At 57.0% G+C, this 26,921-nt stretch carries 27 protein-coding genes; 25 read left to right on the top strand and 2 right to left on the bottom strand.

Annotated elements, in window-relative coordinates:
- Position 1 precedes the first annotated feature (1 nt).
- From G4C92_RS13025 to G4C92_RS13120, 20 genes are all read left to right on the top strand, one after another.
- On the top strand, positions 2–430 hold the full coding sequence (locus G4C92_RS13025) for a M20/M25/M40 family metallo-hydrolase (protein WP_274940262.1): 429 nt from the start codon (positions 2–4) through the stop codon (positions 428–430).
- A gap of 14 nt (positions 431–444) precedes the next feature.
- A complete protein-coding gene (locus G4C92_RS13030; RefSeq protein WP_274942016.1) occupies positions 445–1,122 on the top strand; it encodes a M20/M25/M40 family metallo-hydrolase in 678 nt (225 codons plus the stop codon).
- Positions 1,123–1,387: 265 nt separating this feature from the next.
- The gene (gene ychF, locus G4C92_RS13035) at positions 1,388–2,491 is read left to right on the top strand and encodes a redox-regulated ATPase YchF (protein ID WP_274940263.1); all 1,104 of its coding nucleotides are present in this window, start codon (positions 1,388–1,390) and stop codon (positions 2,489–2,491) included.
- Positions 2,484–3,344 (top strand): prolipoprotein diacylglyceryl transferase, encoded by an 861-nt coding sequence (gene lgt, locus G4C92_RS13040; RefSeq protein ID WP_274940264.1) that lies wholly within the window; start codon positions 2,484–2,486, stop codon positions 3,342–3,344. Before ychF ends, lgt begins: the two co-directional genes overlap by 8 nt.
- Before the next feature lie 260 nt (positions 3,345–3,604).
- Positions 3,605–4,042, top strand: coding sequence for a division/cell wall cluster transcriptional repressor MraZ (gene mraZ, locus G4C92_RS13045; protein ID WP_274940265.1), 438 nt, complete (start codon positions 3,605–3,607; stop codon positions 4,040–4,042).
- 75 nt (positions 4,043–4,117) lie between these two features.
- The gene (rsmH, locus tag G4C92_RS13050; protein ID WP_274940266.1) at positions 4,118–5,056 is read left to right on the top strand and encodes a 16S rRNA (cytosine(1402)-N(4))-methyltransferase RsmH; all 939 of its coding nucleotides are present in this window, start codon (positions 4,118–4,120) and stop codon (positions 5,054–5,056) included.
- Positions 5,057–5,119: 63 nt separating this feature from the next.
- A complete protein-coding gene (locus tag G4C92_RS13055) occupies positions 5,120–5,566 on the top strand; it encodes a hypothetical protein (protein ID WP_274940267.1) in 447 nt (148 codons plus the stop codon).
- A gap of 56 nt (positions 5,567–5,622) precedes the next feature.
- Positions 5,623–7,944, top strand: a complete 2,322-nt coding sequence (locus tag G4C92_RS13060) for a peptidoglycan D,D-transpeptidase FtsI family protein (protein WP_274940268.1) — start codon at positions 5,623–5,625, stop codon at positions 7,942–7,944.
- 19 nt (positions 7,945–7,963) lie between these two features.
- A complete protein-coding gene (gene mraY / locus G4C92_RS13065; RefSeq protein WP_274940269.1) occupies positions 7,964–8,932 on the top strand; it encodes a phospho-N-acetylmuramoyl-pentapeptide-transferase in 969 nt (322 codons plus the stop codon).
- A 64-nt stretch (positions 8,933–8,996) separates the two neighbouring features.
- Positions 8,997–10,361: a UDP-N-acetylmuramoyl-L-alanine--D-glutamate ligase gene (murD, locus tag G4C92_RS13070; protein WP_274940270.1), complete on the top strand. Its 1,365-nt coding sequence runs from the start codon at positions 8,997–8,999 to the stop codon at positions 10,359–10,361.
- On the top strand, positions 10,342–11,100 hold the full coding sequence (locus G4C92_RS13075) for a cell division protein FtsQ/DivIB (protein ID WP_274940271.1): 759 nt from the start codon (positions 10,342–10,344) through the stop codon (positions 11,098–11,100). The genes murD and G4C92_RS13075 overlap by 20 nt, the downstream gene beginning before the upstream one ends.
- Before the next feature lie 145 nt (positions 11,101–11,245).
- Positions 11,246–12,451 (top strand): cell division protein FtsZ, encoded by a 1,206-nt coding sequence (gene ftsZ / locus G4C92_RS13080; protein WP_274940272.1) that lies wholly within the window; start codon positions 11,246–11,248, stop codon positions 12,449–12,451.
- Positions 12,451–12,900, top strand: coding sequence for a transcriptional regulator NrdR (nrdR, locus tag G4C92_RS13085; RefSeq protein ID WP_274940273.1), 450 nt, complete (start codon positions 12,451–12,453; stop codon positions 12,898–12,900). The genes ftsZ and nrdR overlap by 1 nt, the downstream gene beginning before the upstream one ends.
- Before the next feature lie 253 nt (positions 12,901–13,153).
- Positions 13,154–13,849, top strand: coding sequence for a UMP kinase (gene pyrH, locus G4C92_RS13090; RefSeq protein ID WP_274940274.1), 696 nt, complete (start codon positions 13,154–13,156; stop codon positions 13,847–13,849).
- A 36-nt stretch (positions 13,850–13,885) separates the two neighbouring features.
- The gene (frr, locus tag G4C92_RS13095) at positions 13,886–14,440 is read left to right on the top strand and encodes a ribosome recycling factor (protein WP_274940275.1); all 555 of its coding nucleotides are present in this window, start codon (positions 13,886–13,888) and stop codon (positions 14,438–14,440) included.
- Positions 14,440–15,594 carry a 1-deoxy-D-xylulose-5-phosphate reductoisomerase gene (locus G4C92_RS13100; RefSeq protein WP_274940276.1) on the top strand — a complete coding sequence of 385 codons (1,155 nt, stop codon included), beginning with the start codon at positions 14,440–14,442 and terminating at the stop codon, positions 15,592–15,594. Before frr ends, G4C92_RS13100 begins: the two co-directional genes overlap by 1 nt.
- 5 nt (positions 15,595–15,599) lie before the next feature.
- Complete coding sequence (locus tag G4C92_RS13105; protein ID WP_274940277.1) at positions 15,600–16,556, top strand: thiamine pyrophosphate-dependent dehydrogenase E1 component subunit alpha; 957 nt, start codon at positions 15,600–15,602, stop codon at positions 16,554–16,556.
- Complete coding sequence (locus G4C92_RS13110; RefSeq protein WP_274940278.1) at positions 16,540–17,523, top strand: alpha-ketoacid dehydrogenase subunit beta; 984 nt, start codon at positions 16,540–16,542, stop codon at positions 17,521–17,523. The genes G4C92_RS13105 and G4C92_RS13110 overlap by 17 nt, the downstream gene beginning before the upstream one ends.
- Before the next feature lie 4 nt (positions 17,524–17,527).
- Positions 17,528–18,517, top strand: a complete 990-nt coding sequence (locus G4C92_RS13115) for a 2-oxo acid dehydrogenase subunit E2 (protein WP_274940279.1) — start codon at positions 17,528–17,530, stop codon at positions 18,515–18,517.
- An 84-nt stretch (positions 18,518–18,601) separates the two neighbouring features.
- Entirely contained in the window at positions 18,602–20,305 is a 1,704-nt protein-coding gene (locus tag G4C92_RS13120; protein WP_274940280.1) for an FAD-dependent oxidoreductase, read from the top strand.
- 39 nt (positions 20,306–20,344) lie between these two features.
- Here G4C92_RS13120 and G4C92_RS13125 read toward each other — a convergent pair whose 3' ends face one another.
- A complete protein-coding gene (locus tag G4C92_RS13125; RefSeq protein ID WP_274940281.1) occupies positions 20,345–20,911 on the bottom strand; it encodes an SGNH/GDSL hydrolase family protein in 567 nt (188 codons plus the stop codon).
- Complete coding sequence (locus G4C92_RS13130; protein WP_274940282.1) at positions 20,850–21,701, bottom strand: lipoate--protein ligase family protein; 852 nt, start codon at positions 21,699–21,701, stop codon at positions 20,850–20,852. Before G4C92_RS13130 ends, G4C92_RS13125 begins: the two co-directional genes overlap by 62 nt.
- A 252-nt stretch (positions 21,702–21,953) precedes the next feature.
- Between G4C92_RS13130 and G4C92_RS13135 the strand changes: the two genes are divergently transcribed.
- From G4C92_RS13135 to G4C92_RS13155, 5 genes are all read left to right on the top strand, one after another.
- A complete protein-coding gene (locus G4C92_RS13135; protein WP_274940283.1) occupies positions 21,954–22,760 on the top strand; it encodes a phosphatidate cytidylyltransferase in 807 nt (268 codons plus the stop codon).
- A gap of 46 nt (positions 22,761–22,806) precedes the next feature.
- Entirely contained in the window at positions 22,807–24,126 is a 1,320-nt protein-coding gene (rseP, locus tag G4C92_RS13140; protein WP_274940284.1) for an RIP metalloprotease RseP, read from the top strand.
- Between the two features lie 99 nt (positions 24,127–24,225).
- Positions 24,226–25,359: an acyltransferase family protein gene (locus tag G4C92_RS13145; protein WP_274940285.1), complete on the top strand. Its 1,134-nt coding sequence runs from the start codon at positions 24,226–24,228 to the stop codon at positions 25,357–25,359.
- Entirely contained in the window at positions 25,356–26,204 is an 849-nt protein-coding gene (locus G4C92_RS13150) for a pyridoxamine kinase (RefSeq protein ID WP_274940286.1), read from the top strand. Before G4C92_RS13145 ends, G4C92_RS13150 begins: the two co-directional genes overlap by 4 nt.
- 26 nt (positions 26,205–26,230) lie before the next feature.
- Positions 26,231–26,893, top strand: a complete 663-nt coding sequence (locus tag G4C92_RS13155; protein WP_274940287.1) for a TatD family nuclease-associated radical SAM protein — start codon at positions 26,231–26,233, stop codon at positions 26,891–26,893.
- Positions 26,894–26,921: the final 28 nt, after the last annotated feature.

Consider the following 26,921-nt stretch of genomic DNA (forward strand, 5'->3'; position numbering starts at 1 on the left):
AATGGATCGGAATGATCTTGAAAAAATCATACAGCTGCGTCATGATCTCCACGCGCATCCGGAGCTTTCCCTTAAGGAAGACGAAACGAAGGCGCGCCTTATGGCCTTTCTCGAGGAAAATACGGACCTCTCCGTCGCAGACAGGGGGAAATGGTTCTACGCTGTCTCCGGTTCGGACGGCCCGGCCGGACGGAACCCGGTCACGTTCCGGGCTGATCTTGACGCGCTGCCGATTCCGGAGACAATTTGTCTTCCGTACGGTTCACTGAGACCCGGTGTATCGCATAAATGCGGTCATGACGGCCACGCGGCGGCGCTGGCCGGACTGGCGCTGGAGCTTTCAAAGAAAAAAATCCGGGACCGCTCCGTTTATCTGATTTTTCAGATGGGAGAAGAGATCGGGCGGGCGGTGAGGAATGCTCGCGTCTGATCGATGAGAAACGGATCGGCGAGGTCTACGCGTTTCACAATCTCAGCGGTTACCCGGAGGGGACCGTGGTCTACAGGCCGCGTCTGACTCAGCCCGCATCGGAAGGTCTGACGATTGCATTTGAAGGAAGAACCTGCCATGCGAGCGAACCGGAAAAAGGAAGGAATCCATCTCAGGCAATCGCCGAGATGGTGCTGTTTCTCGGAGAGAAGTTACGAGAGCCGCATCAGGGTATGCTGCTGGGGACGGTTGTCGGAATTCAGTCCGGAGGAAATGATTTCGGTCTTTCAGCCGGAGAGGGGGCGTTTCGGGTGACGCTCCGCGCGGAGGAAGAGACGGAGATGACGGCGCTTGAGACGGCGCTCCGTGAGAGGGCGGAGATGCTCGGAAAGCGGGACGGACTGCGGGTACATGTCCGGACGGAGGACCCGTTCTCCGCCACCGTGAACGATGACCGGTGCCTTGAGAAGGTGAAGGCGGCCGCCGCAGCGCTCGGTATTCCATCGATGAAAATGAATACGCTCTGGCGCGCTTCCGAGGATTTCGGATATTACCAGAAACGGTGCCCGGGCGCGATTTTCTATATCGGAAACGGCGAGTCGTATCCGCCGCTTCACACGGCGGAACATGACTTTGATGACCGGATTCTTCCGCACGCAGTTGATCTCTTCTATGAGATTGCGCGGATGTAAGCTAAGATCCCTTCAATTGCGCAGAGCTGCCGGAGTCTCTTTCCCGGCAGAAGCGGTTTGCGCTTTGTGTACAATCGGGCGGCTGCGGCTGAATTGTGTTGAGATCATGAGACCCCTCTGCTATAATTCAGTGCTGTGTCAGGCCTCTTGCGATCGAACGCGGGAGTTCAGTATTAAGATGAAACCGGAAGGCAAGGGCTGCCGGCTTTCAGGCAAAAGCTCGGGCTGAGACCGGATAAAGTCTCAATTTATAAAGGAGATTCCAATGAAATTAGGTATCGTGGGACTGCCGAATGTCGGAAAAAGCACTCTGTTCAATTCACTGACGAAGGCGGGCGCTGAGGCGGCCAACTATCCTTTCTGCACGATCGACCCCAATGTCGGTGTCGTGGCGGTGCCGGACGAACGTCTGCAGATGCTTGGAGATTTCAGCCACTCGAAGAAGGTGACGCCGGCCACAGTGGAATTTGTCGACATCGCGGGTCTGGTCAAGGGCGCGTCAAAGGGCGAGGGACTCGGCAATCAGTTTCTCGCCAATATCCGGGAATGCGATGCGATCGTCCATGTCGTGCGCTGCTTCGAGGATCCGAACGTGATCCATGTGGACGGTTCGATCGACCCGAGGCGTGACATCGAGACGATCAACCTTGAGCTGCTGTTCGCCGATCTGGAAGTGCTCGACCGGCGGATCGCCAAGACGGCTAAGTCAGCCAAATCCGGAGCGGACAAGAACGCGAAACGGGAGTATGACATTCTTCGGAAGATTCATGACTGGCTCGAGGACGGCCGTCTCTGCATCTCACTTCATTTTGAGGATGAGGAAGACGAGGCGTTCAAAGAGAGCCTTGACCTGCTGACGGATAAACCGGTGATCTATGCGGCTAATGTGGCGGATGAGGATCTGGCGGACGACGGCGCGTCGAATCCTTTTGTCGCGTCGGTCCGTGAGGTGGCGAAGGAACAGAATGCGGAAGTCTTTGTCGTCTCGGCGGAGATCGAACAGGAGATTTCGGAACTGAGCGACGAGGAGAAAAAGGATTTTTTCGAGGATCTGGGTATCACGAAGTCCGGCCTTGAGAAGCTGATCACGGCCAGTTACCATATTCTCGGACTTCAGAGCTTCCTGACGACGGGTGAAGATGAGACGAGGGCCTGGACCATTCCGATCGGCTGCAAGGCGCCCCAGGCGGCGGGCAAGATCCATACGGACTTTGAGCGCGGCTTCATCAAGGCGGAGGTGATCAATTATCAGACGCTGCTGGACTGCGGTTCCTACGCGGCGGCCCGCGACAAGGGTCTCGTCCGTATGGAGGGCAAGGATTACGTCGTGAAGGACGGCGACGTCATCCTGTTCAGATTCAATGTCTGACGCGATCTATTTCCCGCATCTTCATCTTTATCTGCACCATGTCGGAAAGACGCTGCGCATCGGGCCGGTCACCATCGCCTATTATGGGATTTGTATCGCCGTCGGGATGCTGCTTGGTATCTGGGCCGTGACACGCCGGGCAAAGGAGACCGGGCAGAAGCCGGATGACTATGTCGACATCGTGATCTGGACGATGCTGTTCTCCATCATCGGGGCGCGTGTGTATTATGTGGCGTTTGACTGGGATGCGTATCGGAACGATCTGCTGTCTGTTTTTCGTATTCGTGAAGGCGGGCTGGCGATTTACGGCGGCATCATCGCCGGAGTGCTGACGCTTTTTATCCAGTCCCGTATCCGGAAAATGCGTTTCCGCGTACTTCTGGACACCTGTGTGATCGGTCTTCCGATCGGTCAGATTGTGGGACGATGGGGGAATTTTTTTAACCGCGAAGCGTTCGGCGGCTACACGGACGGTCTGTTCGCCATGCAGCTTCCGGTCAGCGCGGTCAGGCAGAATGAAATCACGACCGCGATGTGGGAGCATCTGGTGAACATAAACGGTACGGATTTTATACAGGTGCATCCCGCGTTTCTTTATGAAGGACTCTGGAACTGCTTTGTTCTGCTGCTTCTCGTGGTTATGCGGAACCGGACGAAGTTCGACGGCGAGCTGTTCCTGGTCTATGCGGCCGGTTACGGGGCGGGACGCTTCTTTATCGAGAGCATCCGAACGGACCAGCTTCTGATTCCGGGTACACAGATTCCGGTTTCCATGGTCGTTTCCGCAGCGCTTGTGATCGGGTCGCTGGTTCTGACTGCCGCAGGAAGACGGAGAAAAAGAACATCCGGGTGAAGACGATTCGCGGCTTTCGGAGCGTCTTGCATAACGGAATCGTGAAAAGGAGGTATCCTCCGCTTATCCATTGAACATGGATGAGCGGAGGATTTTTTGCGTGTACAGGCTGTCAGAGCCGGGCGCCGCCGGTATGTCGGGTTGTGCTCTGATGCGAAAATTCTATCTGGCCGCAGTTGCTTTTTATGATGCGATGGGGTAAACTTTCAATTAAGTGGTGACGAAGTGGGACGGAAATGCCACGAAATGGGAGATCAGGAATGTTTCTGGGGAAATACAGCCATACAATCGACAGTAAGGGCAGGCTGATCATCCCCGCCAAATTCCGTGACGAGATCGGCGCACAGAAGCTGGTCGTCGCACCGTGGTGGGAAGGTGACCTGACTGTTTTTACGCAGGATGGCTTCCGGGAGTATATCCGGTCTCTCGATGAACTTCAGGGAAGCGCGGAAGCGCGCAGACGGATAAAGCGGTTCATTACCAGCGGTGCGGACGAGTGCCGGCTCGATGCGCAGGGGCGGATTCTTCTGAATCAGAGTCTCCGCGATTATGCGCATCTTAGCGGGGATGTGGTCCTGACCGGCAATATGGACAGCTTTGAAATCTGGAATCCGGAGATCTGGGCAAAGACAGAGAGTCTGCTGAGCAACGCGGACGAGATGCGGGACGAGCTGGAAAGCCTGAAGCAGATGATGTGACCGGTTTTCTGCGATGCGGGTCTGGGGAGTCCCGGATGGCAGAAGACGGAAAATACAGCTGCACAAGGAGGCAGAATGGCATTCGTTCACAAATCAGTCCTGCTGGATGAGACTGTTTCTTCGCTTCGGGTCAGACCAGGCGGTGTCTATGTCGACGGCACGCTGGGCGGAGGAGGTCATTCTCTGGAAATTGCAAAGCGTATGGCCGGACAGGGCCGGCTGATCGGTATCGACAGGGATGAGGCTGCGATCGAAGCTGCTGGGGAGCGGCTGCGTGACATGGGGGAGCTTGTCACAATCGTTCGCGGAAACTTTGACCGGATGCCGTCCATTGTACAGGCTCTGGGCATACAGCGGGTGAACGGAATCATACTGGATCTCGGCGTGTCCTCGTATCAGCTGGACACGGCTGACCGCGGCTTTTCCTATATGCAGGACGCTCCGCTTGACATGCGGATGGACCAGCGGGAGAAACGCACGGCGGGCGATATTGTCAACGGGTACAGTGAGCATGAGCTGTTCCGGATTATCCGCGATTATGGAGAGGAGAGGTTCGCGCAGAATATCGCGAAACATATTGTGGCGGAGCGGGAGCGGAAGAGGATTGAAACCACTGGGGAGCTGGCTTCGATCATTCGCGCTTCCATTCCGAAGAAGGTGCAGGCGACAGGCGGCCACCCTGCGAAACGGACGTTTCAGGCGATCCGGATCGAGCTGAACGGTGAGCTGACTGCGCTGGAGGATTCGCTGGACGGAATGATCAATCTGCTGGATGACGGAGGGAGAATCGCTGTCATCACGTTTCATTCTCTTGAGGATCGCATCGTTAAAGCGGCGTTCAGACGAAACGAGAATCCGTGTACCTGTCCGCCGGATTTTCCGGTCTGCGTATGCGGCAAGAAGCCGAAGGGTTTTGTCGTTACCAGAAAACCGGTCATTCCGTCGGAGGAGGAAACCGCCGAGAATCCGAGGGCAAAGAGCGCGAAGCTCAGAGTCTTCGAGCGAAAGGCATAAGAAGCGATGACTTATCACGATACGGCTGTTGGAAGGGTAAATCGAAGATCGGAACGAAGTCGTATGCAGTATCGTGTGGAAGGAACGGCGGCTTATGTCCCTGCGCATGTGGCGACCGGAAGAACAGAGAGAAGAAGAAGAAAACGTTCCAGCGCGGCTGTCCGGAGAAACAGGATCCGTGCACTAAAGATGAACGCGGCGTATGTCGTCTTTCTTTCTCTGGTTTCGGCTCTGACGGTGCTGATGTGCGTCTATTATCTTGAGCTGAAGGAGACGGCGTCATCCATTGCGGCGGAGAATCAGAGCACGGAAACAAATCTGATGGCGCTCCGGAGCGAGAACGACGCGCTTTACGAGATGGCTGTCAACAGTGTGGACTGGAACAGGATCCGTGAAACCGCTGTCGGGAGACTGGGAATGAAATATGCGGCAGAGGACCAGATCGTGTGGTATAATAAGCAGGATTCTTATTCTATCAGACAGTATCGGGATGTCGATGCCGGTTCGTAAGCGGTTTCTCTCCCGTGGCAGCAAGACGTTTGGGAGACAGGGAAACCGTTCGGAATATGAGTGAGAAAAAGGATGTTCGGAAGGCGGACGGGGAGGGAAACGTCCGCGACATCAGAAGGAACGGAAAACGAATCCGAAAATTGAATGCAGTGATGAGGAGAAAGCTGGCAGGACTGTTTCTGGTTGTCGTGCTGGCTTTACTTGTTTTGCTCATCCGTATGACGTACATCAGCGCGGTGGACGGCGAACGGTACGCGAAGGCCGTACTGGCGAGGTCACAGAGCCAGTTTGCCTCACAGACGCTTGCCTACAAGCGGGGGGATATCCTCGACCGGAACGGAACCGTGCTGGCAACTTCGGAGAAACGGTACAATGTGATTCTCGATCCAAGCGTTGCGAACGCCCAGTCGGGCGGCGCCGACGCGACTGTGGCAGCACTGGTTTCCGTCTTCGGTGTGGAGGATAGCAGCGTGCGAAGCCTCCTGGAGGATGAGGCCACGAAGGATTCCCAGTATCAGGTCGTGAAATCCGGCGCAACCATCGAGGATAAGCAGGCATTCTCCTCGTATTGCGAGTCGCACAGCGGGGTGCGCGGCGTCTGGTTCGAGGAGACTTATGTCCGCACCTATCCGCGCGGATCACTGGCCGGAGAAGTGCTCGGCTTTGTTTACGATACGGATAAGGCGGACTGGGGGATCGAGGGATATTACAATTACTCTCTGTCAGGAGTGAACGGCAGACGCTATGGGTACTGGGATTCAGGTTCCGAGATCGAGCAGACGATCGCGGAGCCGGTGGACGGCGACACGCTGGTCAGCACCCTGGACGCCGGCATTCAGGAAGTCTGTGAGAAGACGATTGCGGACTTCGGGAGCACTTACAAAAACGGCCCGTACAGCACGACAAAGGCGGCGAAGCATATCGGTGTCGTGGTGATGAATCCCGACAACGGTGCGATCTACGCGATGGCATCCAACGAAGGGTACGATCCGAATCATCCGCGTGATCTCAGGTTATATTACACTGAGGATGAGATCAGCGCCATGACAGCGGATCAGCAGGCGGAGAAACTGAACGAGATCTGGAAGAATTTCTGCGTTTCGGACAGTTTCGAGCCCGGATCTGTCTTCAAACCGGTGACGATGGCGTCCGCGCTTGAAAGCGGGGCGGTCAGTTCCTCGGACACCTTCGTCTGCGACGGAGGTGAGACGGTGGCCGGTGTCAGAATCAAGTGCTCGAACACAGACGGCCACGGGGAAGAATCACTGAAAGACGTGATCAAAAATTCATGCAATGATGCGATGATGCAGATCGGCGCAAAGCTCGGTGTGGAAGGCTTCAGCCGTTACCAGCAGATGTTCGGTTTCGGATCAAGGACCGGGATCGATCTTTCGGGTGAAGCGGCCGGTATCATCAGCGATGCGGATACGATGGGATCTGTGGATCTCGCCTGCGCCTCGTTCGGTCAGGGCTTCAACGTCACGATGCTGCAGGAGGCGGCGGCCGTCAGTTCGATCGTCAACGGCGGCAATTATTACAAGCCGCATGTGGTGAGCCAGATCCGAAGCAGCGACGGCACGGTGAAGCAGAGCTTTGACGGGATCCTGATGAAGCAGACAGTGGCTTCCGATGTATCCGGGCTCGTCAAGTCCTACATGAAGGCCAGCGTGGACGAGGGAACGTCGCAGTACGCCAAGGTCGACGGGTATTCGATGGGAGGGAAGACCGGAACCGCACAGAAGATCCCGCGCGGAAACGGAAAATATCTGGACTCATGGATCGGCTTCGCGCCTTACAGTCATCCCAAGGTCGTGATTTACGTCGTCGTCGACGAGCCGAATGTTTCCGAGCAGGCGGACAACCGTTATCCGCAGTGGATCGCCAGAGATATCCTCAAGCAGATTCTTCCGTATCTGGGAATCGAGCCGGACGAGGCGTCCGATGCCGATAATGTCTATCTTTCCTATGACTACAGCAATCCGACGGGGGACCAGAAGCCGACGGCGGACGATGAGGACAGCGGAGAGCCGGATGAAGAGGAGGATACTGACACTTACTATTATGACGAGAACGGAGACCGGCGTAACTCGGAAGGGCATCTGGTTGACTCGGAAGGCTATCTGATCAATTCGGACAGTCAGTACGTTGATCAGAATGACAACGTGATCGACGAGAGCCAGAAGATCCGCGCGGGCGGAACCGTTTCTTCCGGAGATTCGTCATCCGGCCGGTCGGATGGTTCCACCCCGGATCACGCTGATACAGCAGCCGATACCAATGTGCCGGAGCCGAAGGGAACGGAGGCTCAATCGGACACGGAGGGCGGAAATACGATGGAAACCGACGGGTACACGAATGACGAAACCGGTCTGACATAAGCGAAGGAGGAACAAATAAATGCTGGATACATCGACTGTGGGAGCGATCGCGGCTGTGCTTGCTTCATTTGCCGTCTCGGCGATTCTCGGACCTTTTGTGATCCCGGTGCTAAGGCATCTGAAGATGAATCAGACGGAGCGTACGTACGGGATGGAAACCCATCTCAAGAAAGCGGGCACGCCCACGATGGGCGGCGTGCTGATTCTTCTGGCCTTTACGGTTGCCTGTCTGCTGATGATTTTCCGCTATCCGAAGATCGGGCCGGTACTGTTTCTGACACTGGCATTCGGACTGATCGGATTTGTCGATGATTACCTGAAGGTTGTGAAGCACAATTCCGACGGCCTGATCGCGTGGCAGAAGCTGCTTCTGGAATTTGCGGTGACAGCTGTGTTCGCCTTTTATCTGTCTCGGTTTAAGGATGTGAGTTTTCAGCTCAGAATCCCGTTCAGCGGCGGCCGGATGGCGGACATCGGCGTATTTGCGATCCCGCTTCTGTTTTTTGCGGTGCTCGGCACAGTCAACGCGGTCAATTTTACGGATGGCCTTGACGGACTTGCGAGCTCGGTGACGATTGTGGTGGCACTCTACTTCGCGCTGGTTTCACTGCTTTTAAAGAGCGGAACGGCTCCGGCTCCGGCAGCGGTGATCGGCGCTCTGATGGGCTTTCTTCTCTACAACGCGTATCCTGCGAAGGTTTTTATGGGAGATACCGGATCGCTGGCGCTCGGGGGATTCGTGGCAGGAATGGCATACATTCTCCATATGCCGCTTTACATTCTGATCGTCGGGATCATTTACCTGATCGAAATTCTTTCGGTGATGATACAGGTGACCTATTTCAAGGCGACGCACGGCAAGCGGATCTTCCGCATGACGCCGATTCATCATCATTTTGAGAAATGCAACTGGTCAGAGACACGCATTGTGGCAGTATTCACGGTGATCACGGCCCTCGCCTCCCTGGTCGGACTTCTGGCGCTCTGAAGAATATGTGCTGGTTCGGATCCGGACGGAAAACGAGGCGGACTGATTGAAGGAGGATAGAGACATGGATTTTTCTGGGAAAAAGGTGCTGGTTTACGGTGCGGGGAAAAGCGGGATCGGGGCGGTCAATCTGCTGGTGAAGCTGGGAGCGCATCCGGTGCTCTTCGATGAAAAGCCCGGACTTACCGGGGAGCAAATGCTCGCAGGCGTGGATGAGCCCGGTGAGGTGACGGTCTGCGCCGGAACGCTTCCGGAAAACATCGCGCATGCTCTCGATCTCATTGTCATGAGTCCCGGTGTGCCGGTGGATCTTCCCCGCGTCCGTGCCTGGAAGGAAGCCGGCCTTCCGGTGATCGGCGAGGTGGAGCTTGCGTACCGGGCCGGACATGGGCGCGTGCTGGCAGTGACCGGAACAAACGGAAAAACGACGACGACTTCTCTTCTCGGTGATATCATGCGGGCAGCCGTTCCCGAGGTCTTTGTGGTCGGAAACATCGGAAACGCGTACACGGGAGCCGCACTCAGGACGACAGAGCGATCGACGGTCGTCGCCGAGATCAGCAGCTTTCAGCTTGAGACGATCGATACGTTCCGTCCGGATGTGAGCGCGATTCTGAACATCACCGAAGACCATATGAACCGGCATCACACGATGGAGGAGTACATCCGGGTCAAGGAGATGATCACGAAGAACCAGGATCGGACAAACACCTGCGTGCTGAATTACGAGGATCCGGTCCTGAGAGAGTTTGCGGCCGGATGTCCCGCGAAAGTGCGCTTTTTCTCGTCGAAGCATACGCTTGACGAGGGCGTATATCTCGACGGCAATGAAATCGTGATCGCGGAACACGGGAGGAAAACGCCGGTTGTGGATGTCACGGCGCTGAAACTGATCGGAATGCATAACTACGAGAATGTGATGGCGGCAGTCGCGATGGCCGCGAGCGCCGGAGTGGATCTGAACCTCATCGCGGATACGGCGCGCCGTTTCCGCCCGGTGGAGCACCGGATCGAATATGTGGATGAGAAGCGGGGCGTGATCTGGTACAATGACTCAAAGGGAACCAATCCGGACGCGGCGATCCGGGGCATTGAGGCGATGAGCCGACCGACTTTTCTGATTGCGGGAGGTTACGACAAACAGTCTGACTATGATCCCTGGATCCGGAGCTTTGGAGGGCGCGTGAAGAAGCTGGTGCTGGAAGGAGCGACAAAGGACAATATCCGTGTTTCCGCGGTTGCCCTCGGATTTCCTGAAGAAGATATTGTGATGTGCGGGAACATGCACGAGGCGATGGACTACTGCCGCGACCATGCGGAGGAAGGCGATGCGGTGCTGCTGTCCCCGGCCTGTGCGTCATGGGGCGAGTTCCCGAATTACGAAGTGCGAGGAGACGTGTTCAAGGAATATGTCAGGAAAGAGGTCTAAGGCACGGCGGAGACGGCGCCGTGCGCGCCGATTCGTTCTCCGGTTTTTATTTTTCGCGGCGGTGCTGGCGGCGCTTGCGTTTGTGTTTCAGCTGAAGACGGTTGTCGTGCGGGGGAATCTTCACGAGACGCCGGAAGAGATCACGGAGATGATTCTGTCACGGCCGGTTTTCGGGAATACGCTGCTGGCCAAAGCGTTCAACACGAACCGCAGGATTGAATCGGATGGATTTGTGGAAAAGCTTGACGTCAGGATCCTGTCGCCGGACACGATTCGCGTGTACGTGACCGAGCGGAATTTTGTCGGCTGCCTCACCAGCGGAGGACGGTGGTGGTATTTCGACAGCGCCGGCGCTGTCCGGGCCAGTGCGCTGAGCCGGACGGACGGGGAGCAGATTCCGCCTGTAGAGGGACTTGAGCTGGGAAGCGATCCTGCAGTCGGAAAAGCACTCCCGATTACCAATACAAAAGTTTTCTCCATGCTCGGCGTTCTGAGCAATCTGGTTTCGGCAGATTCGACGCTTATGCCTGATATGGTGACGTTTGACGGCAAGAGCAGCATGACGCTGACATACGGGGATATCACCGTTCTGCTGGGTACGGGGGAAAAGCTGGAACTGCGGATCCGGAAAATGGGCGAAGTGCTGCCGGCGATTGAGGGAAAATACAAGGGGACGCTTCATCTCGAGACGTATGACGGATCTCAGAGCAATCTGATCTTTGATCCGTCCGGCTCCTGAGACAGCTTCCGAGTTTTAACAAATTCGAAATTAATCTTGATAAAAGAGCCTAAACACTATATCATTTATCTATGTTTGACATAAGATGACGAAAGTCTTTCCATATAGCGTCTGAGTCCTTTGGAAGGGAAAAAGGAGGAGCATTTTGTTAGAGATTACATCGAATGAAGCCGAATCCGAGGCCCGTATCATCGTTGTCGGTGTAGGCGGAGCCGGCAACAATGCTGTCAACCGGATGGTGGACGAGACCATCGGCGGCGTCGAATTCGTTGGAGTGAACACTGACAAGCAGGCGCTTTCACTTTGCAAGGCGCCGACGATCGTGCAGATCGGGGAAAAGGTGACGAAGGGTCTCGGCGCCGGCGCGAAGCCGGAAGTCGGAGAACAGGCTGCGACCGAGAGTGCGGAAGAGATCAAGCAGACTCTGACAGGCGCGGATATGGTTTTTGTGACCTGCGGTATGGGCGGCGGTACCGGGACAGGCGGCGCGCCGGTTGTGGCGAGCATCGCGAAGGAGCTCGGGTGCCTGACTGTCGGCGTTGTCACAAAGCCTTTCCGATTTGAGGCGAACAAGCGGATGGAGAACGCGATGCGAGGCATCGAGAAGCTGCAGCAGAGCGTGGATACGCTGATCGTGATCCCGAATGACAGGCTTCTTGACATTGTCGATCGAAGAACGACGATGCCGGAAGCACTGAAGAAAGCAGATGAAGTTCTTCAGCAGGCGGTGCAGGGCATTACGGACCTGATCAATCAGCCGGCCCTCATCAATCTTGACTTCGCAGATGTTCAGACGGTTATGACGAACGGCGGGATCGCGCATATCGGTATCGGCGAGTCGAAGGGCGACGACAAGGCACTTGAGGCTGTGCAGCAGGCGGTGCAGAGCCCGCTCCTCGAGACATCGATTCAGGGTGCGAAGAATGTCATCATCAATATCCGCGGCGATATTTCCCTCATGGACGCCAATGACGCCGCCAGCTATGTCCAGCAGATGGTAGGCGATGACGCCAATATCATCTTCGGCGCAATGTATGATGACTCGGAGGTTGATACCTGCAAGATTACGGTGATCGCGACCGGACTTCAGGACGCGGACAAGATCGCGCGGGAGCAGGCGGCGAAGAAAGCCAGAGAAGCGAAGAAGGCCAGAGAAGCGAAGCAGCCGTTCCAGAGTTCCTTCACGGCGCCGACCTTTACGGCACCGACTTTCACGGCTCCGAACTTCAAGGCCCAGAAGTCTCCGAAGGCGGATACGGCTCCGATGACGCTCCAGCAGCCGAAGATCCAAAGTACGGTACAGAAGCAGGATATCCAGATCCCGGATTTCCTTAAGAACAGGAACCACTGATGAAGTGTCCATACTGCGGCAACCCGGATACACGGGTCGTCGATTCAAGACCGGTGGATGATAATTCATCGATCCGCAGACGGCGGGTCTGCGATGAGTGCGGCAGGCGGTTTACCTCCTATGAGCGCGTGGAGATGGTTCCGCTTGTTGTAATAAAAAAAGACAGGACGAGAGAGATATTCGACCGCTCAAAGATAGAGGCCGGTGTGCTTCGCGCCTGTCACAAACGACCGATTTCCGCCCAGCAGGTTCATGATCTTGTGGACAATGTCGAGACGGAGATCTATAACCGCGGCGAGCGGGAGGTTTCCAGCACGGAAATCGGTGAGCTGGTGATGGACCGCCTCAAGGATCTGGATCCGGTGGCGTACGTTCGCTTCGCCAGTGTGTACCGCGAATTCAAGGACGCGGCCACCTTTATGGATGAACTGAAGAAGCTGCTGGAGTGATGGCGGCGGAATTATAAGAGAAGCCGGGGGCGGAAGCCTCCGGCTTCCCTTATGACGGACACAGGACGGACCGGTTTCCAGCCGGTCAAAACTCCACCCACAAGCAGGCTATCTATGCTATAATGGCACCAGATTGAACGTGTGCGCAACAGGATGGCACCCGGCTCCGGCCCGGAAGAAAAGACGATCGGCGGGGAGGAAACGGCTGCCTTGTGTTTGCGTGCACCGAATGACCAGTCATGTGGAGGTACGGATGAGAAGGGTACTGCTGAAGCTGAGCGGAGAGGCGCTCGCAGGTGAGAAGAAGACAGGTTTTGACGAGGAAACGGTGACTCGGGTTGCCGTTCAGGTAAAGGAGATCCTCGCTGAAGGCATTCAGGTGGCGATCGTGATCGGCGGGGGCAATTTCTGGCGCGGACGGACATCTCATGCCATCGACCGCACAAAGGCCGATCAGATCGGGATGCTGGCGACCGTCATGAACTGCATCTATGTGTCGGAAATTTTCCGCTCACAGGGAATGAGGACAAACGTGATGACGCCTTTTGCCGTTGGCGCGTTTACAGAGCTGTTTTCGAAGGATCGTGCAGTGGAACTGCTTGAGCAGGGAGAGGTTGTGTTTTTTGCGGGAGGCACCGGTCATCCGTATTTTTCGACGGATACAGGAGTCGTACTGCGGGCCATCGAGATGGAAGCGGACGAGATCCTGCTGGCAAAGGCGGTCGACGGCGTTTACGACAGTGATCCGAAGACCAACCCCGATGCGAGGAAGTATGATTCGGTTTCCATCGACGAGGTCGTGGAGAAGCAGCTCGGCGTGGTCGACGGGGCGGCGGCCGTGATGGCGAAGGAAAACCGGATGCCGATGCTCGTCTTCGGATTGAACGGCGAGAACAGCATCGCGAAGGCGGCCCGCGGCGTGGTCAGCGGAACCAGAGTGACAGTCTGACGAACGGCTGCAAACGACGAAAGGAAGGACTGTAAGATGAACGAGAGACTGAAGATCTATGATGAGAAGATGACAAAAACGATGAAGAGCCTGGAGAGCGAGCTGCAGGCAGTCCGCGCAGGACGGGCGAATCCGCATGTCCTTGACAGGATCATGGTGGATTACTACGGCTCGCCGACCGCGATTCAGCAGGTCGCGAATGTGCAGGTGCCGGAGGCCCGTATGATCACCATCACACCCTGGGAGCCGAAGATGGTGAAGGCGATCAACAAGGCGATTCTTACATCTGATCTGGGAATCAATCCCTCGGATGACGGGCGCGTGATCCGCCTGGTGTTCCCTGAGCTGACCGAGGACCGGAGAAAGCAGCTTGTCAAAGACGTGAAGAAAAAGGGCGAGGGCGCCAAAGTGGCGGTGCGGAATATCCGCCGGGACGGCAACGAGATGCTGAAGAAGCTGAAAAAATCCGAGGAGGTTTCCGAGGACGAGGTCAGCGATGACGAGGAGCAGCTTCAGAAGATGACAGACCGGTACATCAAAAAAATCGACACCGCCATCGAGGAAAAGACGAAGGAGCTGATGACAATCTGATGAAGCGGATCGCTGTTCTTGGCTCGACCGGGTCGATCGGCACACAGACACTTGATGTCGTGCGGATGCACCCGGATCTTCTCCGTGTCACCGCACTTGGGTGCGGCCGTTCCATTGAACTTCTGGAGAAGCAGATTCGTGAATTTCATCCTGCTGTCGCGGCTGTCTTTGACCGGAAGGCGGCGGAGGATCTGAGAGCCCGGGTGAAGGATCTGCCCGTTCGTGTCGTGAGCGGCATGGACGGACTGATCGCGATGTGTTCCTCGGATGACGTCGACGTTGTGGTTACCGGGATCGTCGGCATGATCGGGATCCGTCCGACGATCGCCGCAATTGAGGCGGGGAAGGATATCGCGCTGGCGAACAAAGAGACCTGCGTGACGGCGGGACATATCATCATGCCGCTGGCCCGGAAGCATCAGGTCAGGATCCTGCCCGTGGATTCGGAGCATTCGGCGATTTTTCAGTCCCTTCAGGGGAGGGCCGGATCCCGGATCGGACGGATTATTCTGACAGCGTCCGGAGGACCGTTCCGCCGCATGACGGCAGAGCAGCTCTCTCAGGTGACGGTAAAGGAAGCACTGGCCCATCCGACATGGAGCATGGGACCGAAGGTGACCATCGATTCGGCCTCTATGGTTAATAAAGGACTGGAGGTCATCGAAGCCTGCTGGCTGTTTAACGTGACGCCGGATCAGGTTGAAGTGGTGATTCAGCCTCAGAGCGCGATCCATTCGGCAGTGGAGTATGAGGACGGATCCATTCTCGCTCAGATGGGCGTATCGGATATGAGGATCCCGATTCAGTACGCGCTGACCTGGCCGGAGCATCTTCCTTCGCCGGCCGCGCAGCTGGATTTGTTCGCTCTTGGCCATCTTGATTTTGAACGGCCGCGAGATGATTTGTTCCGGGGACTGCCGCTGGCGATATCGGCCGCCCGCACAGGCGGATCGATGCCGTGCGTATTCAACGCGGCGAACGAGTGGGCCAATGCCCGCTTCCGCAAAGGCGGCATCCGTTTCACGGAGATCTACGATATCATCGAGGCGGCGATGGCCGCGCATCAGGTGATCCGCGACCCGTCAGTCGACGATATTCTTCAGATTGAGGAGGAAATCGACCGCCGTCTTGATGAAACCTTTCAAGAAAGCTGAATATTATGGATAAAGAACTCGCTATCAGGCTGCTCGGAAAGATGATGCTGGTGCGTAAGTTTGAGGAAAACGTACAGTACTATTTTTCACTGGGCATGATTCACGGCACCACCCATCTCGGGATCGGCGAGGAAGCGACGGACGCGGGCACCTGTCTCGCGCTGACAGCCGCTGACGATATGTTCGCCACGCACAGAGGACACGGGGCGGCGATCTGCAAGGGAATCGATATCCGGCGCATGATGGCCGAGATCTTCGGGAAATCCACCGGGGTCTGCAAGGGCCGTGGCGGTTCGATGCACATTGCGGACAAGGACGCCGGTGTGCTCGGCGCAAACGGAATCGTCGGGCCCTCAATGGCGCTGGCCTGCGGGGCGGCTTTTGCGCATAAGAGACGGGGCGAAGAGGCGGTAGCGGCGGCGTTCTTCGGCGACGGCGCGACCAATGAGGGCATTTTTCACGAATCGATGAATCTGGCGTCCGTCTGGGGACTGCCGGTTCTCTTCGTGTGCATCAACAATCTGTACGGAATGAGCACCCATATTTCAAGGGTGATGAAGGATACCAATCTGGCAGACCGTGCAATTCCGTACGCGATGAAGGCGTGGACGGTGGACGGGAACGATGCGGAGGCGGTCTGCGATACGGTGACGAAGGCACGTGCATACGCGCTCTCAAGGAAGGAGCCTGTCCTGATCGTGGAGAATACCTACCGTATTTCAGGACACAGCAAGTCGGACGGCAACCTTTACCGGACAAAGGAAGAGATCAATTACTGGAAACAGCTGGATCCGATCCGGCTGCATGAGAAGAAAATGCTGGAACGCGGACTGGCCACACAGAAGGAGATCGAAGAGCTGGAGCGGCAGGCAGCCGGGCTCGTTGAGGATGCGGTCAATTTCGCGATCGAAAGTCCGTATCCGAAAGTGGAGGATCTGTACGAAGATGTCTACGCAGAATGAAATCACATACGCTCAGGCGATCCGGGATGCGATGTGCGAGGAACTGCGGCGGGATGAAAACGTCTTCCTGATGGGAGAGGACATCGGCGTGTACCGCGGCGCGTTCGGTGTGACACAGGATATGTATCAGAAGTTTCCGGACCGGGTGATTGACACACCGATTTCGGAGGCAGGGTTTGTGGGCTGCGCCATCGGAGCCGCACTGGAAGGCATGCGTCCGATCGTGGAGATCATGTTCTCGGACTTCCTGAGCGTCTGCTGGGATATGATCCTCAATCAGGCCCCGAAGATGCACTTTATGTTCGGAGGAAAGGTTTCGGTGCCGCTCGTGATCCGGACGGCGGCCGGCTGCGGAACCGGCGCAGCCGCCCAGCATTCTCAATCTCTGGAGGCGATGCTCTGTCACATTCCGGGACTCAAGGTGATCGCGCCCTCAACGCCGTACGACGCGAAGGGGCTCCTGAAGTCGGCGGTCCGTGACAACAATCCGGTCATTTTCCTTGAGCAGAAACTGCTTTACCGCACGAGAGGCGTTGTTCCGGAGAAAGAGTACACAATTCCGATCGGGAAGGCCGACGTCAAGCGGACCGGAACGGATGTCACCATCGTCACGTACGGACGCATGGTGACGCTCTGCCTTTCGGCGGCGGAGACGCTGGCGAAGGAGGGCATTTCCGCGGAAGTGATCGACCTCCGGACACTGCTTCCGATGGACAAGCCCGCGGTGATCGAATCGGTGAGGAAAACAAAGCACCTCCTGATCGTCCATGAAGCGGTGAAGACGGGCGGTCTGGGCGGAGAGATCGCGGCCAGTGTCGCGGAGTCGGATGCATTCTACTATCTGGACGCACCGATCCGAAGGCTGGCGGCGGCGGATACGCCGGTGCCATTCTCTCCGGTTCTGGAGAAGGGCGCGCTGCCGGACGAAGAGAAGATCTGCGAGGCGGTGCGTGAGGAAGTCGGGTGAAGCGATGACGTTTGTAAAGGCGACCCCCTATGCGCGGAAGACGGCGAAACAGTATCATATCGATCTTTCGGCCGTGACGCCGACCGGGCCGGACGGCGCGGTAAAGGCGAGGGACGTGCTTCGCGCGAGAGAGGGAAGACAGAGGATCCGCGAGGTGTTTGCGACGCCGCTGGCACGCAGAATCGCGGATTCGATGCATATCGATCTGGAAGGAATCCGCGGAACCGGCATCGGCGGCAGAATCGGAAAGGATGACGTTCTGCACGCAGCGGGGAAGGCGGATTATGTTCTGCAGCCCGGAGAACTCAGGGAGAGCATGAGCAGCATGCGCAGGGTGATCGCGGCAAGTATGAGCGAGGCCGCCGCGATTCCGACTGTGACGGTGACGACCAAGGTGGATGTCACGCGGCTTCAGGAGATGAGGCTTCATCATAACGGGAAGAGTAAGATTCACTACACGGTCAACGATCTCGTACTGATGGCCGCGGCGAAGGCGCTTCTCAAAAACAAACGGCTTCTGTGCTCTTACGCGGGCGACCGTATCATTTACAAGAACGACATCAACATCGGCATTGCCGTGTCTCTTGATGAAGGAATCCTTGTTCCGGTTCTTAAGGAGGCGGACACGCTGACTCCGGAGGAGCTCGCGGAGAAGGCGCATGATCTTATCCGAAGAGCCAGAGAGAAAAGTGTGACGCCGGATGAATGCAGCCATTCGACCTTCACGGTCACGAATATGGGGATGTACGGTGTGGAGGCGTTTACGCCGATGCTTCATCTGCCTGAAGCCGCGGTTCTCGGGGTCTGCTCGATCTATGACGGGTGCGCGGTGAAGGACGGTGCCGTCGAGGTCCGGAAGCTCATGCACATCTGCACGACATTTGATCACCGGCTTCTGGATGGAGCGCAGGCCGCCGTGTTCAACCTGGCTGTCCGTGAGTTTCTTGAGCATCCGGAAAGCCTGATCGGCGGAACGGAAGCGGCGGAAGAATGACAGGAACGATGGATCAGCGGGGAGAAAAAAGCCGGGCGCTCTTCGGGGCGCCCGTTTTTTTTGAAGCGAATTCTGGAGGATAAAATGGCAAAAGAAGTGTTTATGCCGAAGGCCGGCATGGATATGCAGGAAGGCACAATCGTCCGCTGGCTTGCGGAAACAGGCGATACGGTGAAACAAGGCGATGCACTGCTGGAGATCGAGACGGACAAGGTCACGATGGAGGTCGAATCGCCTGCGGACGGCACGCTTCTCGTGAAATATTTTGATGACGGCGCGGTCGTTCCGGTCGTGACCGTCATCGGGTATGTTGGCGAGAAGGGCGAGAAGGTGCCGGATCATCCGACGATGGCCGGAGGGAGCGTCCGCGAGGAGGAGGAGAGGATGCTCGGCGCGGATGAGCGCCGCTCGCAGGAGCGGACGTACGAATACCGCGTGGCCGTCATCGGGGGCGGTCCGGCCGGCTGTGTCGCCGCGCTGAAAGCGGCCCGGATGGGAGCAAAGACCGTGCTGTTCGAACGCGGACATCTGGGAGGAACCAGTACAGGAGAGGGATCGGTCCCGATGACGGCTTATAACCGGACCGCCGCCGTTCTGGATGCGGCGGAAGCGGAAGCCGGACGCGGTATCCGATCGTCCGGCTTTTCCTTTGACCTTGCGGAGCTGAAGGAATGGAAGGATCGGACGGTCGCGTCAATCCGGAGGGAGACGGAAGAGAAGCTGAAAAAAGAAGGCGTGGAGATCGTAAGAGACATGGCCGCGCTGATCGGGCGCCACCATATCCGGACGGGTCAGAAGACCTACCGAGCGGAGAACATCATTCTGTGCTGCGGATCGCATGCGGTCCGCCTTGATGTGCCGGGGGCGGATCTTGAGGGAATCGTCACGAGCGAGGCGATGTTCGAACTTACGGAAGTGCCGGCCAGCCTGGTTATCGTCGGAGGCGGCGTCATCGGGTGCGAGATGGCTTCCGTTTGGAGCCGTTTCGGATCCCGCGTGACGCTGGTCGAGCGTCAGCCGTCCATTCTTCCTACCTTTGACGGGGAAATTGCGTCTGCGGTTTCGAACGCGTTCACTGCCCGTGGAATCCGGGTGCTGACCGGGAGACAGGTGGCGTCTTTCGAGGGAGAAAACGGTCATCCGATGCTCGTGCTCAGGGACGGAGAGGAGCTGTCCGCCGAACGGATCCTGCTGGCAGCGGGGCGGAAGCCAGAGCTCGGCGCGCTGGGTTCCCTTGCCGGCCAGCTCGATTTTGAGAGAGGAAAGCTGATGGTCGATTCCTGCTGCCGCACGAACCTCGACAGTATTTTCGCCTGCGGCGATATGACGAACCAGAGCATACTCGCACACTCCGCGATGAAGATGGGCGAGGCGGCCGCCCAGACCGCGTGCGGATCACCGAAGGAGGTTCACCTGAACCGTGTGCCTCTCAATCTTTACGCGATCCCGGAAGCGGCCGGCATCGGGCTCACTGAAGCGCAGGCGCGGAAACGGGGGGATATCCTGGTCGGCCGGTGCCCGTTTTCTCTTAACAGCCGCGCCGTTGCAGGCGGACAGACAGAAGGGTTTGTGAAGGTCATCGCTGACCGTGCGTACGGGGAGATCCTCGGCGTGCATATCGTAGGAGGTCTTGCGACCGAGATGATCGCCGAGGCCAAGACGCTGATGGATATGGAGATCACGGTTTATGAAGTGAAGGATATCGTGCATGCGCATCCGACATGGAATGAGGCGATTCAGGCGGCATGCGCCGACGCGATCGGAGACAGGCTGGTTCTGACGGTCTGAGGCGCCTGCTTCAGGCGCAAATAAGTTGAAACGATACGGTCACGGATGAGTCCGGAGCCATTCGGAAAATGCGTCCGCCAGCCGGAGGTGGCCGGCTGCATTTAAATGAAGGCCGTCGGCAAGAAAGCCGCGCAGCGCATCGAAAGTCAGGGATTCAAAGACAGCCGCGAAATCAACGCACTCTTTCTGTGAGCGGATCCACTCGTTAAGAGAGAGCCGGAGGAGCTGCGCGTCGTCAAGGCAGACCGCTTTCCTGAAAGCGGCAGGAGCCATGGAAGGAAGATAGGGAGGAATTGTGGCGAGAAGCGTGCGGATATCGTACGCTTCCGCTTCACGGACGAGAAACAGAAGGAAACGGCGGGTCTCGGCCGGATCGCGGCGAAGGAAAAAATCGTTGGATCCGGCAAGGAGAAGAACGGCATCGGGACGCTCTGCCAGTACCTGACGGTCGAAACGGCTCAGAAGACCGCGCGTCGTGTCTCCGTTCCGCCCCCGGTTAATCACCCGGAAGCCGCAGCGGCCTCCGAGTTTTGCCGTCCAGCACTCAGAGCGCCGTACCAGAGGCCCGAAGACCAGACTGTCTCCTATGCAGATCATTGTTTTCATCGGATTTCCTGTCAAAAATGCCGTCGAGCATGCTCTTCGGCCGGATGCATTTCACCGGAGGAACGGTTTTGACCAGACTGTCGAGATCACCGGCGGCATCGTTCAGGGGAAGCACCCGCTGCATCTGGCTCAGAATGCCGGCTTCAAGAAGATTCATGAACTGGGAGGTGCTCACGCCGGGAAAATAGACGGAAAGAGGCACCACGCGGCTGTGCACCGAGCAGATTCCGTGACGGGCCATCTTGGACTGGGAAGGAGTCAGCACGCAGTCCATGATGTCAAGATCCACGTTGTAACAGATACAGCCGTGGGAGAGAATCCGGTTTCCGTCCAGACAGGCCGCCGTACCGCAGACCTTCATACCGTTGATCATGATATCGTTCCGGTCGTTGAAGGCAGCCGGCAGCCCCATGCGCCTGAGCGCAAGGAGAACCGGCCCGGCCAGCTCTCTGAGCGAGAAGCCGCCATCCTCGGGAAGGTCGGTGATCATCGTGTAGTTGATGTTGCCGAGATCATGATAGACGGCGCCCCCGCCGGTGGAGCGGCGGACGACCTGAATGCCCTGAGAACTCGCGTAGCGCAGATCGACCTCGTTCTCGGCGATCTGGTTCTTTCCGATGACGACGGTTCTCTGATTGCGCCACAGCAGAAAGACCGGGTATGATCGGACATTCCTGAGAAGCGCTTCCTCCAGACGGAGGTTCCAGGTCGGGTCGTAAGAGGGACTGCGGCCGTACAGCACGGTTTGAGCGGAAAAATCAAACGGATTTGTATCAGCTGAAGTATTCATGAGAATCAGTATAGCATGCTTTATTATGCGTGACAAAAGACGAAAATGGCAGAATTACAGACAAAACCATCTGAAAATTATGCAAAATTCCTAAAAACGACAGACACCCGCCGAATTCCCGGATTGAGTTTTACATGAGGCTGTGTGATAATGCTGATAGAAAATGTCCGGTGACGGGACGGGACGCCGGGAGCATGCAGCCCGCTGCGGATCCGCAGACCGGGTACCGGGAGGAAGCGAGGCGCAGATAAAATGAAAACGAGAGTGATCAGCGGCGCGGTTCTGGCCGCCATCGGCCTGATAACGATCTGGCTCGGAGGGCCGGTCCTGGCAGCGGTTCTTCTGTTCTGTTCTCTGGTCGGGATGTACGAGCTGCAAAAGGCCTGCGGTGTGATCAGGGACGGTGAAAAATGGCCCGCGCTTTCGGTGGCGGGATTTGCCGGCGCCGCGTTCTACGACCTGTTTCTGCTCTTATCGGGAAGACGTTTTGCGGTCGTGATCGCCGCGTTTGCCGTGATGGCCGTGATGATGGTCTATGTCCTGACGTTTCCGAAATATCACGCGGACCAGGCAATCGCGGTGTGCTTTTCCTTCTTCTATGTGACGGTTATGCTCGGTTTCATCTTACTGATCCGGCTCGAGAAGGAAGGGCTGATCCTTGTCTGGCTTGTTTTCCTCTCGTCGTGGGTCGCCGATACCTGCGCCTATTTTGTCGGGCGTGCCGTCGGGCGCCACAAGATGGCGCCGGTACTGAGCCCGAAGAAGACATGGGAGGGTGCGGCGGGAGGCATCGCCGGAGCCGGGATTTCCGGGGCCCTGTTCGCACTGATTTTCGCCGAAGGCCGTCTGGTCGGGGAATGCGCCCTGATCTGCGCGGTCGGCGCGGTGATCTCCATATTTGGCGATCTTGCCGCTTCCGCGGTCAAGAGGGACCGCAGCATCAAGGATTACGGAAATCTGATCCCGGGACACGGCGGCATCATGGACCGGTTCGACAGCGTGATCTTCACGGCTCCGGTGATCTATTTTCTGTCACTTCTTCTTGTCAGCGGGATCTGACAATCCGCTGGCTGACTATTGATTTGAATCGGAGGCATCGTCTTTCTTGAAGTGGATAATTGCAATCCTGATTTTTTCGCTCCTCATCCTGTTCCATGAGTTTGGCCACTTTCTGATGGCCAGACTCAACGGAGTCGCGGTTGAGGAGTTTTCTCTTGGATTCGGACCTCGACTTCTCAGCGCGAAGAGGGGGGAGACCCGTTATTCGTTGAAGCTTCTGCTGTTCGGCGGCTCCTGCCGGATGAGAGGCATGCTCGGAGGCACGGAGGACGAAGACGGGAATCTTTCTCCGGAACCGGGATCCTTTCAGGCGGCTTCGGCGGGGCAGCGCGCGGCCATCATATTCGGAGGCCCTTTCTTCAACTTCCTGCTGGCATGGATCTGTGCCGTCGTCGTGCTCGCTGTGGTTGGCTATGACCCGGCCGTCGTCACCTCCGTTGAAGACGGATCCGCCGCGCAGCAGGCGGGGCTTAAGGCCGGAGATACGATTACGTCCTTCATGGGCCGACGCGTGGAGATTGGGCGGGATGTGGACACATGGTTTGTGTTTCACGACCTCTCGGGAGGGCAGAACGTTACACTGACTTTCAAACGGGACGGTCAAACCCATACCGTATCCTATACGCCGGATGTGCAGAGGAGGTACATGCTGGGGCTGACCTACAGCGTGGACGGGGACAGGGCTGAAATTCAGTCGGTTTCCGTCGGATCTCCTCTTGACAAGGCGGGCGTCCGCGCAGGCGATGTCATCACAGCGGTGGACGGCACAAAGATCACGACAGCGAAGTCCCTGTATCGGTATTTTCAGGATCATCCCCTCGGTCAGAGCAGTGTGAAGCTTACGCTCAGCAGGGGCGGGAGGTTCTGGGAAACCGATGTAAAACCGCTGAAACGGGACGATGTCCGGATCGGATTCGGCTACAACCTCGGACGGACGAAGACGACGGCGCCTCAGGTGATCCGTCTGAGCTTTGTGGAACTGCGTTACTGGATCGGCACGACGCTTGAATCTATCGGCGCGCTGTTTACGGGCCGGTTCGGCATCAATGACCTTTCGGGGCCGGTCGGAATCGTGGATGTAGTCGGGACTACCTATGAGGAGTCAAGGAGCGAGGGCGCCCTGATGACATGGATGAACATGATCAATCTGATCATTCTTCTTTCGGCCAATCTTGGCGTCATGAACCTTCTTCCGATTCCCGCGCTCGACGGCGGGAGGCTGCTGTTCCTCCTGATTGAGGCGATCCGAGGCAAGCCGGTGAACCCGGCGGTCGAGGCTTCCGTCGAGACGGTCGTGGCGGTCCTTCTGATGCTCCTGATGGTTTATGTGATGTACCATGACGTGCTGACCTTTGTGTCGCCGTAGCATCCGGGTGCGGCAGGCGGTACAGCGGCCGCAAGACGGACATCAGGAAAGGAAAGGCCCGGAAGAACAGACTGCCGGAAGTGCTTCAGGAGACGAATCGTGAAATCGTATGTCTTTACCAGAACGGATACAAAGATCATGAAGGGAGTCGCCATTCTGCTGATGCTGATGCATCATCTCTGGGGATTTCCCGAGCGGCAGCCGGGCGGCGCGTACGCGATCCAGTCGCCTGTTTTCCCTCAGGTGCTCGGAAAGGAATGGTTTGCCGCTGTCGGACAGTTTGGCAAGATCTGCCTCCCGGTATTTATGTTCCTGACGGGCTACGGCATGTACCGGCAGTATGAGTCGGGTAAACTTTCCGTCGAACGGAAAATCGGCCGGTTTTACATCTCCTACTGGAAGACGGCTTCGGTGATGCTGGCCGCCGCATTTCTCTTCTTCAGGTCGCAGGAGCAGCTGATCAGCGGAAAGAGGGACTTCTCTCGGCTCTATTCGTCCGTACATCAGCAGGATCTTGCGATGACGCTGATCGGCTTTTCGAAAAAATACAATCTGGAATGGTGGTATGCGGGCTGCTTCGTGATCGCGGTACTGTTCGGATACCTTTATATTCTGCTCACGCGGAAGCTGCACAACGGCTATATCGAGCTCTTCATCGGTTTCATGATCTGTCTGACCGCCTACCAGATTCTGCCGATGCTGAAGGATGTCCCGTCCTTCGCCTGGATGAAGGAGGACGCTCTTTACAACTTTTACCTGAAGCAGGGCTGCGTCGGGGAAATCTACGCCGGCATCACCTTCGCGCGCTATCATGCGCTGGATCGGGCCATGACGGCTGTCATGTCGTGGAACGTGCCGTCGCGGATTGCGTTTTCACTCGCGGGCGGACTGGTGATTTTCAACCTTCGGGCTATGAACGACCGATACCAGCAGTATTTTTATATCCTGACCCCGGCGTTCGTCATCGTCTCGATGAATCTTATCCGGCTGATCCGCTTCCTTGACCGGCCGCTTGCCTTCCTCGGTGCCCACAGTGAGAATCTCTGGCTGACACATTCATTTTTTTGTTATTATTTTTCGTTTTTTGTGAAGATCGTCTATGCTTCGGGAAATGCATTCGCCGATCTTGCCGTTCTTCTGGCCCTTTCTCTGGCAGCCTCGCTTCTGATCGAAGCATTCTGCGCGCTGGCCGGAAAAATGGTCAGAGCCGTATCCGGGAGGGTTTCATCATGAGCGCAGCGCAGCGTGCCGACCACAACAGACAGAAAAAAATCGCGGCGGTCAATGATCTGACCGGATTCGGACGCTGCTCGCTGACCGTGCAGATCCCGATCATCTCAAAGCTCCGGGTGCAGTGCTGTCCGGTGCCGACCGCGATTCTGTCAAATCATACCGGCTTCGACAGCTTCTACGCGGATGACTATACCGATCATCTCGCGGCGTACACAGCGGAGTGGAAAAAGCTGGGGCTGACATTCTCAGGCATCGCGACCGGCTATCTCGGGTCAGAGAGGCAGTTCGGGATGGTCCGGAATTTTATCAGGGATTTCTCCGACGAAAAAACGGTCGTGATCGTGGATCCGGTGATGGGCGACGGAGGGAGGACCTACGCATCCTATTCGGATGAGATGTGCGAAGGCATGCGGCATCTGACGGCGCTGGCTGATCTGATCACGCCGAATCTGACCGAAGCCTGCATTCTCACCGGAAGACAATACCATGAGGCTCCCTGGCACAGGGAGGAGCTGGAGGCCATGCTGCATGAGCTGCGGGCGATGGGACCGGAAAAAATCGTGATTACCGGAATTCCGCAGGGAGAATTCATCGCGAGTATCTGTCTGGACGGGGATGGCGCCATCGGGCTGACGCGGCAGTACCGGGTCGGGGAGCAGCGCTGCGGCACCGGCGACGTCTTCGCATCCGTCATTGCCGCGGATGCGGTGAACGGGGTGAATTTTGCCGCTTCGGTGAAAAAGGCGTCCGCCTTCGTCAAGTCATGCATCCTGAATACAATCCGGCTCGGTATTCCGTCTACGGACGGAGTGAGCTTTGAGGAAGTTCTGGACCGTCTTCACTGACGGAACGCGGCAGGAGGTGAACCGAAATGAACGGAAAAAAGGCAGCGGCGGAAACACCGCGCTATTACCACACGGATCACCGGGGAATGACGATCCTCTATGAGGCGTACGGCAATCTCTATATCAATCTGACGAACCGCTGTCCCTGTGCCTGTGAGTTCTGCGAGCGGAAACTGTTCGATCATATCGGATCGAACGGGACGCTGTGGCTCAGTCACGAGCCGACGGCGGAGGAAGTGAAGGCTGCGCTGGATCAGAAAGATCTGAGCCGGTACGGGGAAGTGGTTTTCTGCGGCTTCGGCGAGCCGACGGAGGCACTGCCGGTTCTGCTTGAAACCGCCGATGAACTGAAGAGAAGAGGAGCGGGAAATGTACGCATCAATACAAACGGACTGGGCAATCTGGTGAACAGAAGGGATATTACGCCTGAGTTTGAAGGACGGATCGATACAGTTTCCATCAGCCTCAATACACCGGACGCGGATGCGTATCTCCGGCTCGTCCACCCACGGTTCGGGAAGGGCTCGTTCGAAGCCCTTGTGGAGTTTGCCAGAGGCTGTACGCGCTTCGTTCCCCATGTCATTCTGACGACCGTGGAGCGGACGATCACAAAGGAGCAGGAGGCGCAGTGCGCCTCGCTCTGCCGGTCTGTCGGCGCGGAGTACCGGATCCGCCCGCTGGAAAGCTGACACCGGCGGCCGGTTTTATGAAACAATT

Origin of the sequence: Chordicoccus furentiruminis (assembly GCF_019355395.1) — a bacterium.
In the GTDB taxonomy this organism is placed as follows: domain Bacteria; phylum Bacillota; class Clostridia; order Lachnospirales; family Lachnospiraceae; genus Chordicoccus; species Chordicoccus furentiruminis.

Bases quoted from the DNA above. Each gene is read 5' to 3' on its own strand.
- G4C92_RS13125 (WP_274940281.1), bottom strand. From the start codon at position 20,911: ATGAAAACAATGATCTGCATAGGAGACAGTCTGGTCTTCGGGCCTCTG.
- mraZ (WP_274940265.1), top strand. From the start codon at position 3,605: ATGTTTCTGGGGAAATACAGCCATACAATCGACAGTAAGGGCAGGCTG.
- pyrH (WP_274940274.1), top strand. From the start codon at position 13,154: ATGAGAAGGGTACTGCTGAAGCTGAGCGGAGAGGCGCTCGCAGGTGAG.
- G4C92_RS13150 (WP_274940286.1), top strand. From the start codon at position 25,356: ATGAGCGCAGCGCAGCGTGCCGACCACAACAGACAGAAAAAAATCGCG.
- G4C92_RS13120 (WP_274940280.1), top strand. From the start codon at position 18,602: ATGGCAAAAGAAGTGTTTATGCCGAAGGCCGGCATGGATATGCAGGAA.
- G4C92_RS13105 (WP_274940277.1), top strand. From the start codon at position 15,600: ATGGATAAAGAACTCGCTATCAGGCTGCTCGGAAAGATGATGCTGGTG.
- G4C92_RS13060 (WP_274940268.1), top strand. From the start codon at position 5,623: ATGAGTGAGAAAAAGGATGTTCGGAAGGCGGACGGGGAGGGAAACGTC.
- murD (WP_274940270.1), top strand. From the start codon at position 8,997: ATGGATTTTTCTGGGAAAAAGGTGCTGGTTTACGGTGCGGGGAAAAGC.
- G4C92_RS13055 (WP_274940267.1), top strand. From the start codon at position 5,120: ATGCAGTATCGTGTGGAAGGAACGGCGGCTTATGTCCCTGCGCATGTG.
- G4C92_RS13025 (WP_274940262.1), top strand. From the start codon at position 2: ATGGATCGGAATGATCTTGAAAAAATCATACAGCTGCGTCATGATCTC.
- G4C92_RS13100 (WP_274940276.1), top strand. From the start codon at position 14,440: ATGAAGCGGATCGCTGTTCTTGGCTCGACCGGGTCGATCGGCACACAG.
- nrdR (WP_274940273.1), top strand. From the start codon at position 12,451: ATGAAGTGTCCATACTGCGGCAACCCGGATACACGGGTCGTCGATTCA.
- ychF (WP_274940263.1), top strand. From the start codon at position 1,388: ATGAAATTAGGTATCGTGGGACTGCCGAATGTCGGAAAAAGCACTCTG.
- G4C92_RS13135 (WP_274940283.1), top strand. From the start codon at position 21,954: ATGAAAACGAGAGTGATCAGCGGCGCGGTTCTGGCCGCCATCGGCCTG.
- G4C92_RS13115 (WP_274940279.1), top strand. From the start codon at position 17,528: ATGACGTTTGTAAAGGCGACCCCCTATGCGCGGAAGACGGCGAAACAG.
- G4C92_RS13155 (WP_274940287.1), top strand. From the start codon at position 26,231: ATGAACGGAAAAAAGGCAGCGGCGGAAACACCGCGCTATTACCACACG.
- frr (WP_274940275.1), top strand. From the start codon at position 13,886: ATGAACGAGAGACTGAAGATCTATGATGAGAAGATGACAAAAACGATG.
- lgt (WP_274940264.1), top strand. From the start codon at position 2,484: ATGTCTGACGCGATCTATTTCCCGCATCTTCATCTTTATCTGCACCAT.
- G4C92_RS13130 (WP_274940282.1), bottom strand. From the start codon at position 21,701: ATGAATACTTCAGCTGATACAAATCCGTTTGATTTTTCCGCTCAAACC.
- G4C92_RS13075 (WP_274940271.1), top strand. From the start codon at position 10,342: ATGTCAGGAAAGAGGTCTAAGGCACGGCGGAGACGGCGCCGTGCGCGC.
- G4C92_RS13110 (WP_274940278.1), top strand. From the start codon at position 16,540: ATGTCTACGCAGAATGAAATCACATACGCTCAGGCGATCCGGGATGCG.
- rsmH (WP_274940266.1), top strand. From the start codon at position 4,118: ATGGCATTCGTTCACAAATCAGTCCTGCTGGATGAGACTGTTTCTTCG.
- mraY (WP_274940269.1), top strand. From the start codon at position 7,964: ATGCTGGATACATCGACTGTGGGAGCGATCGCGGCTGTGCTTGCTTCA.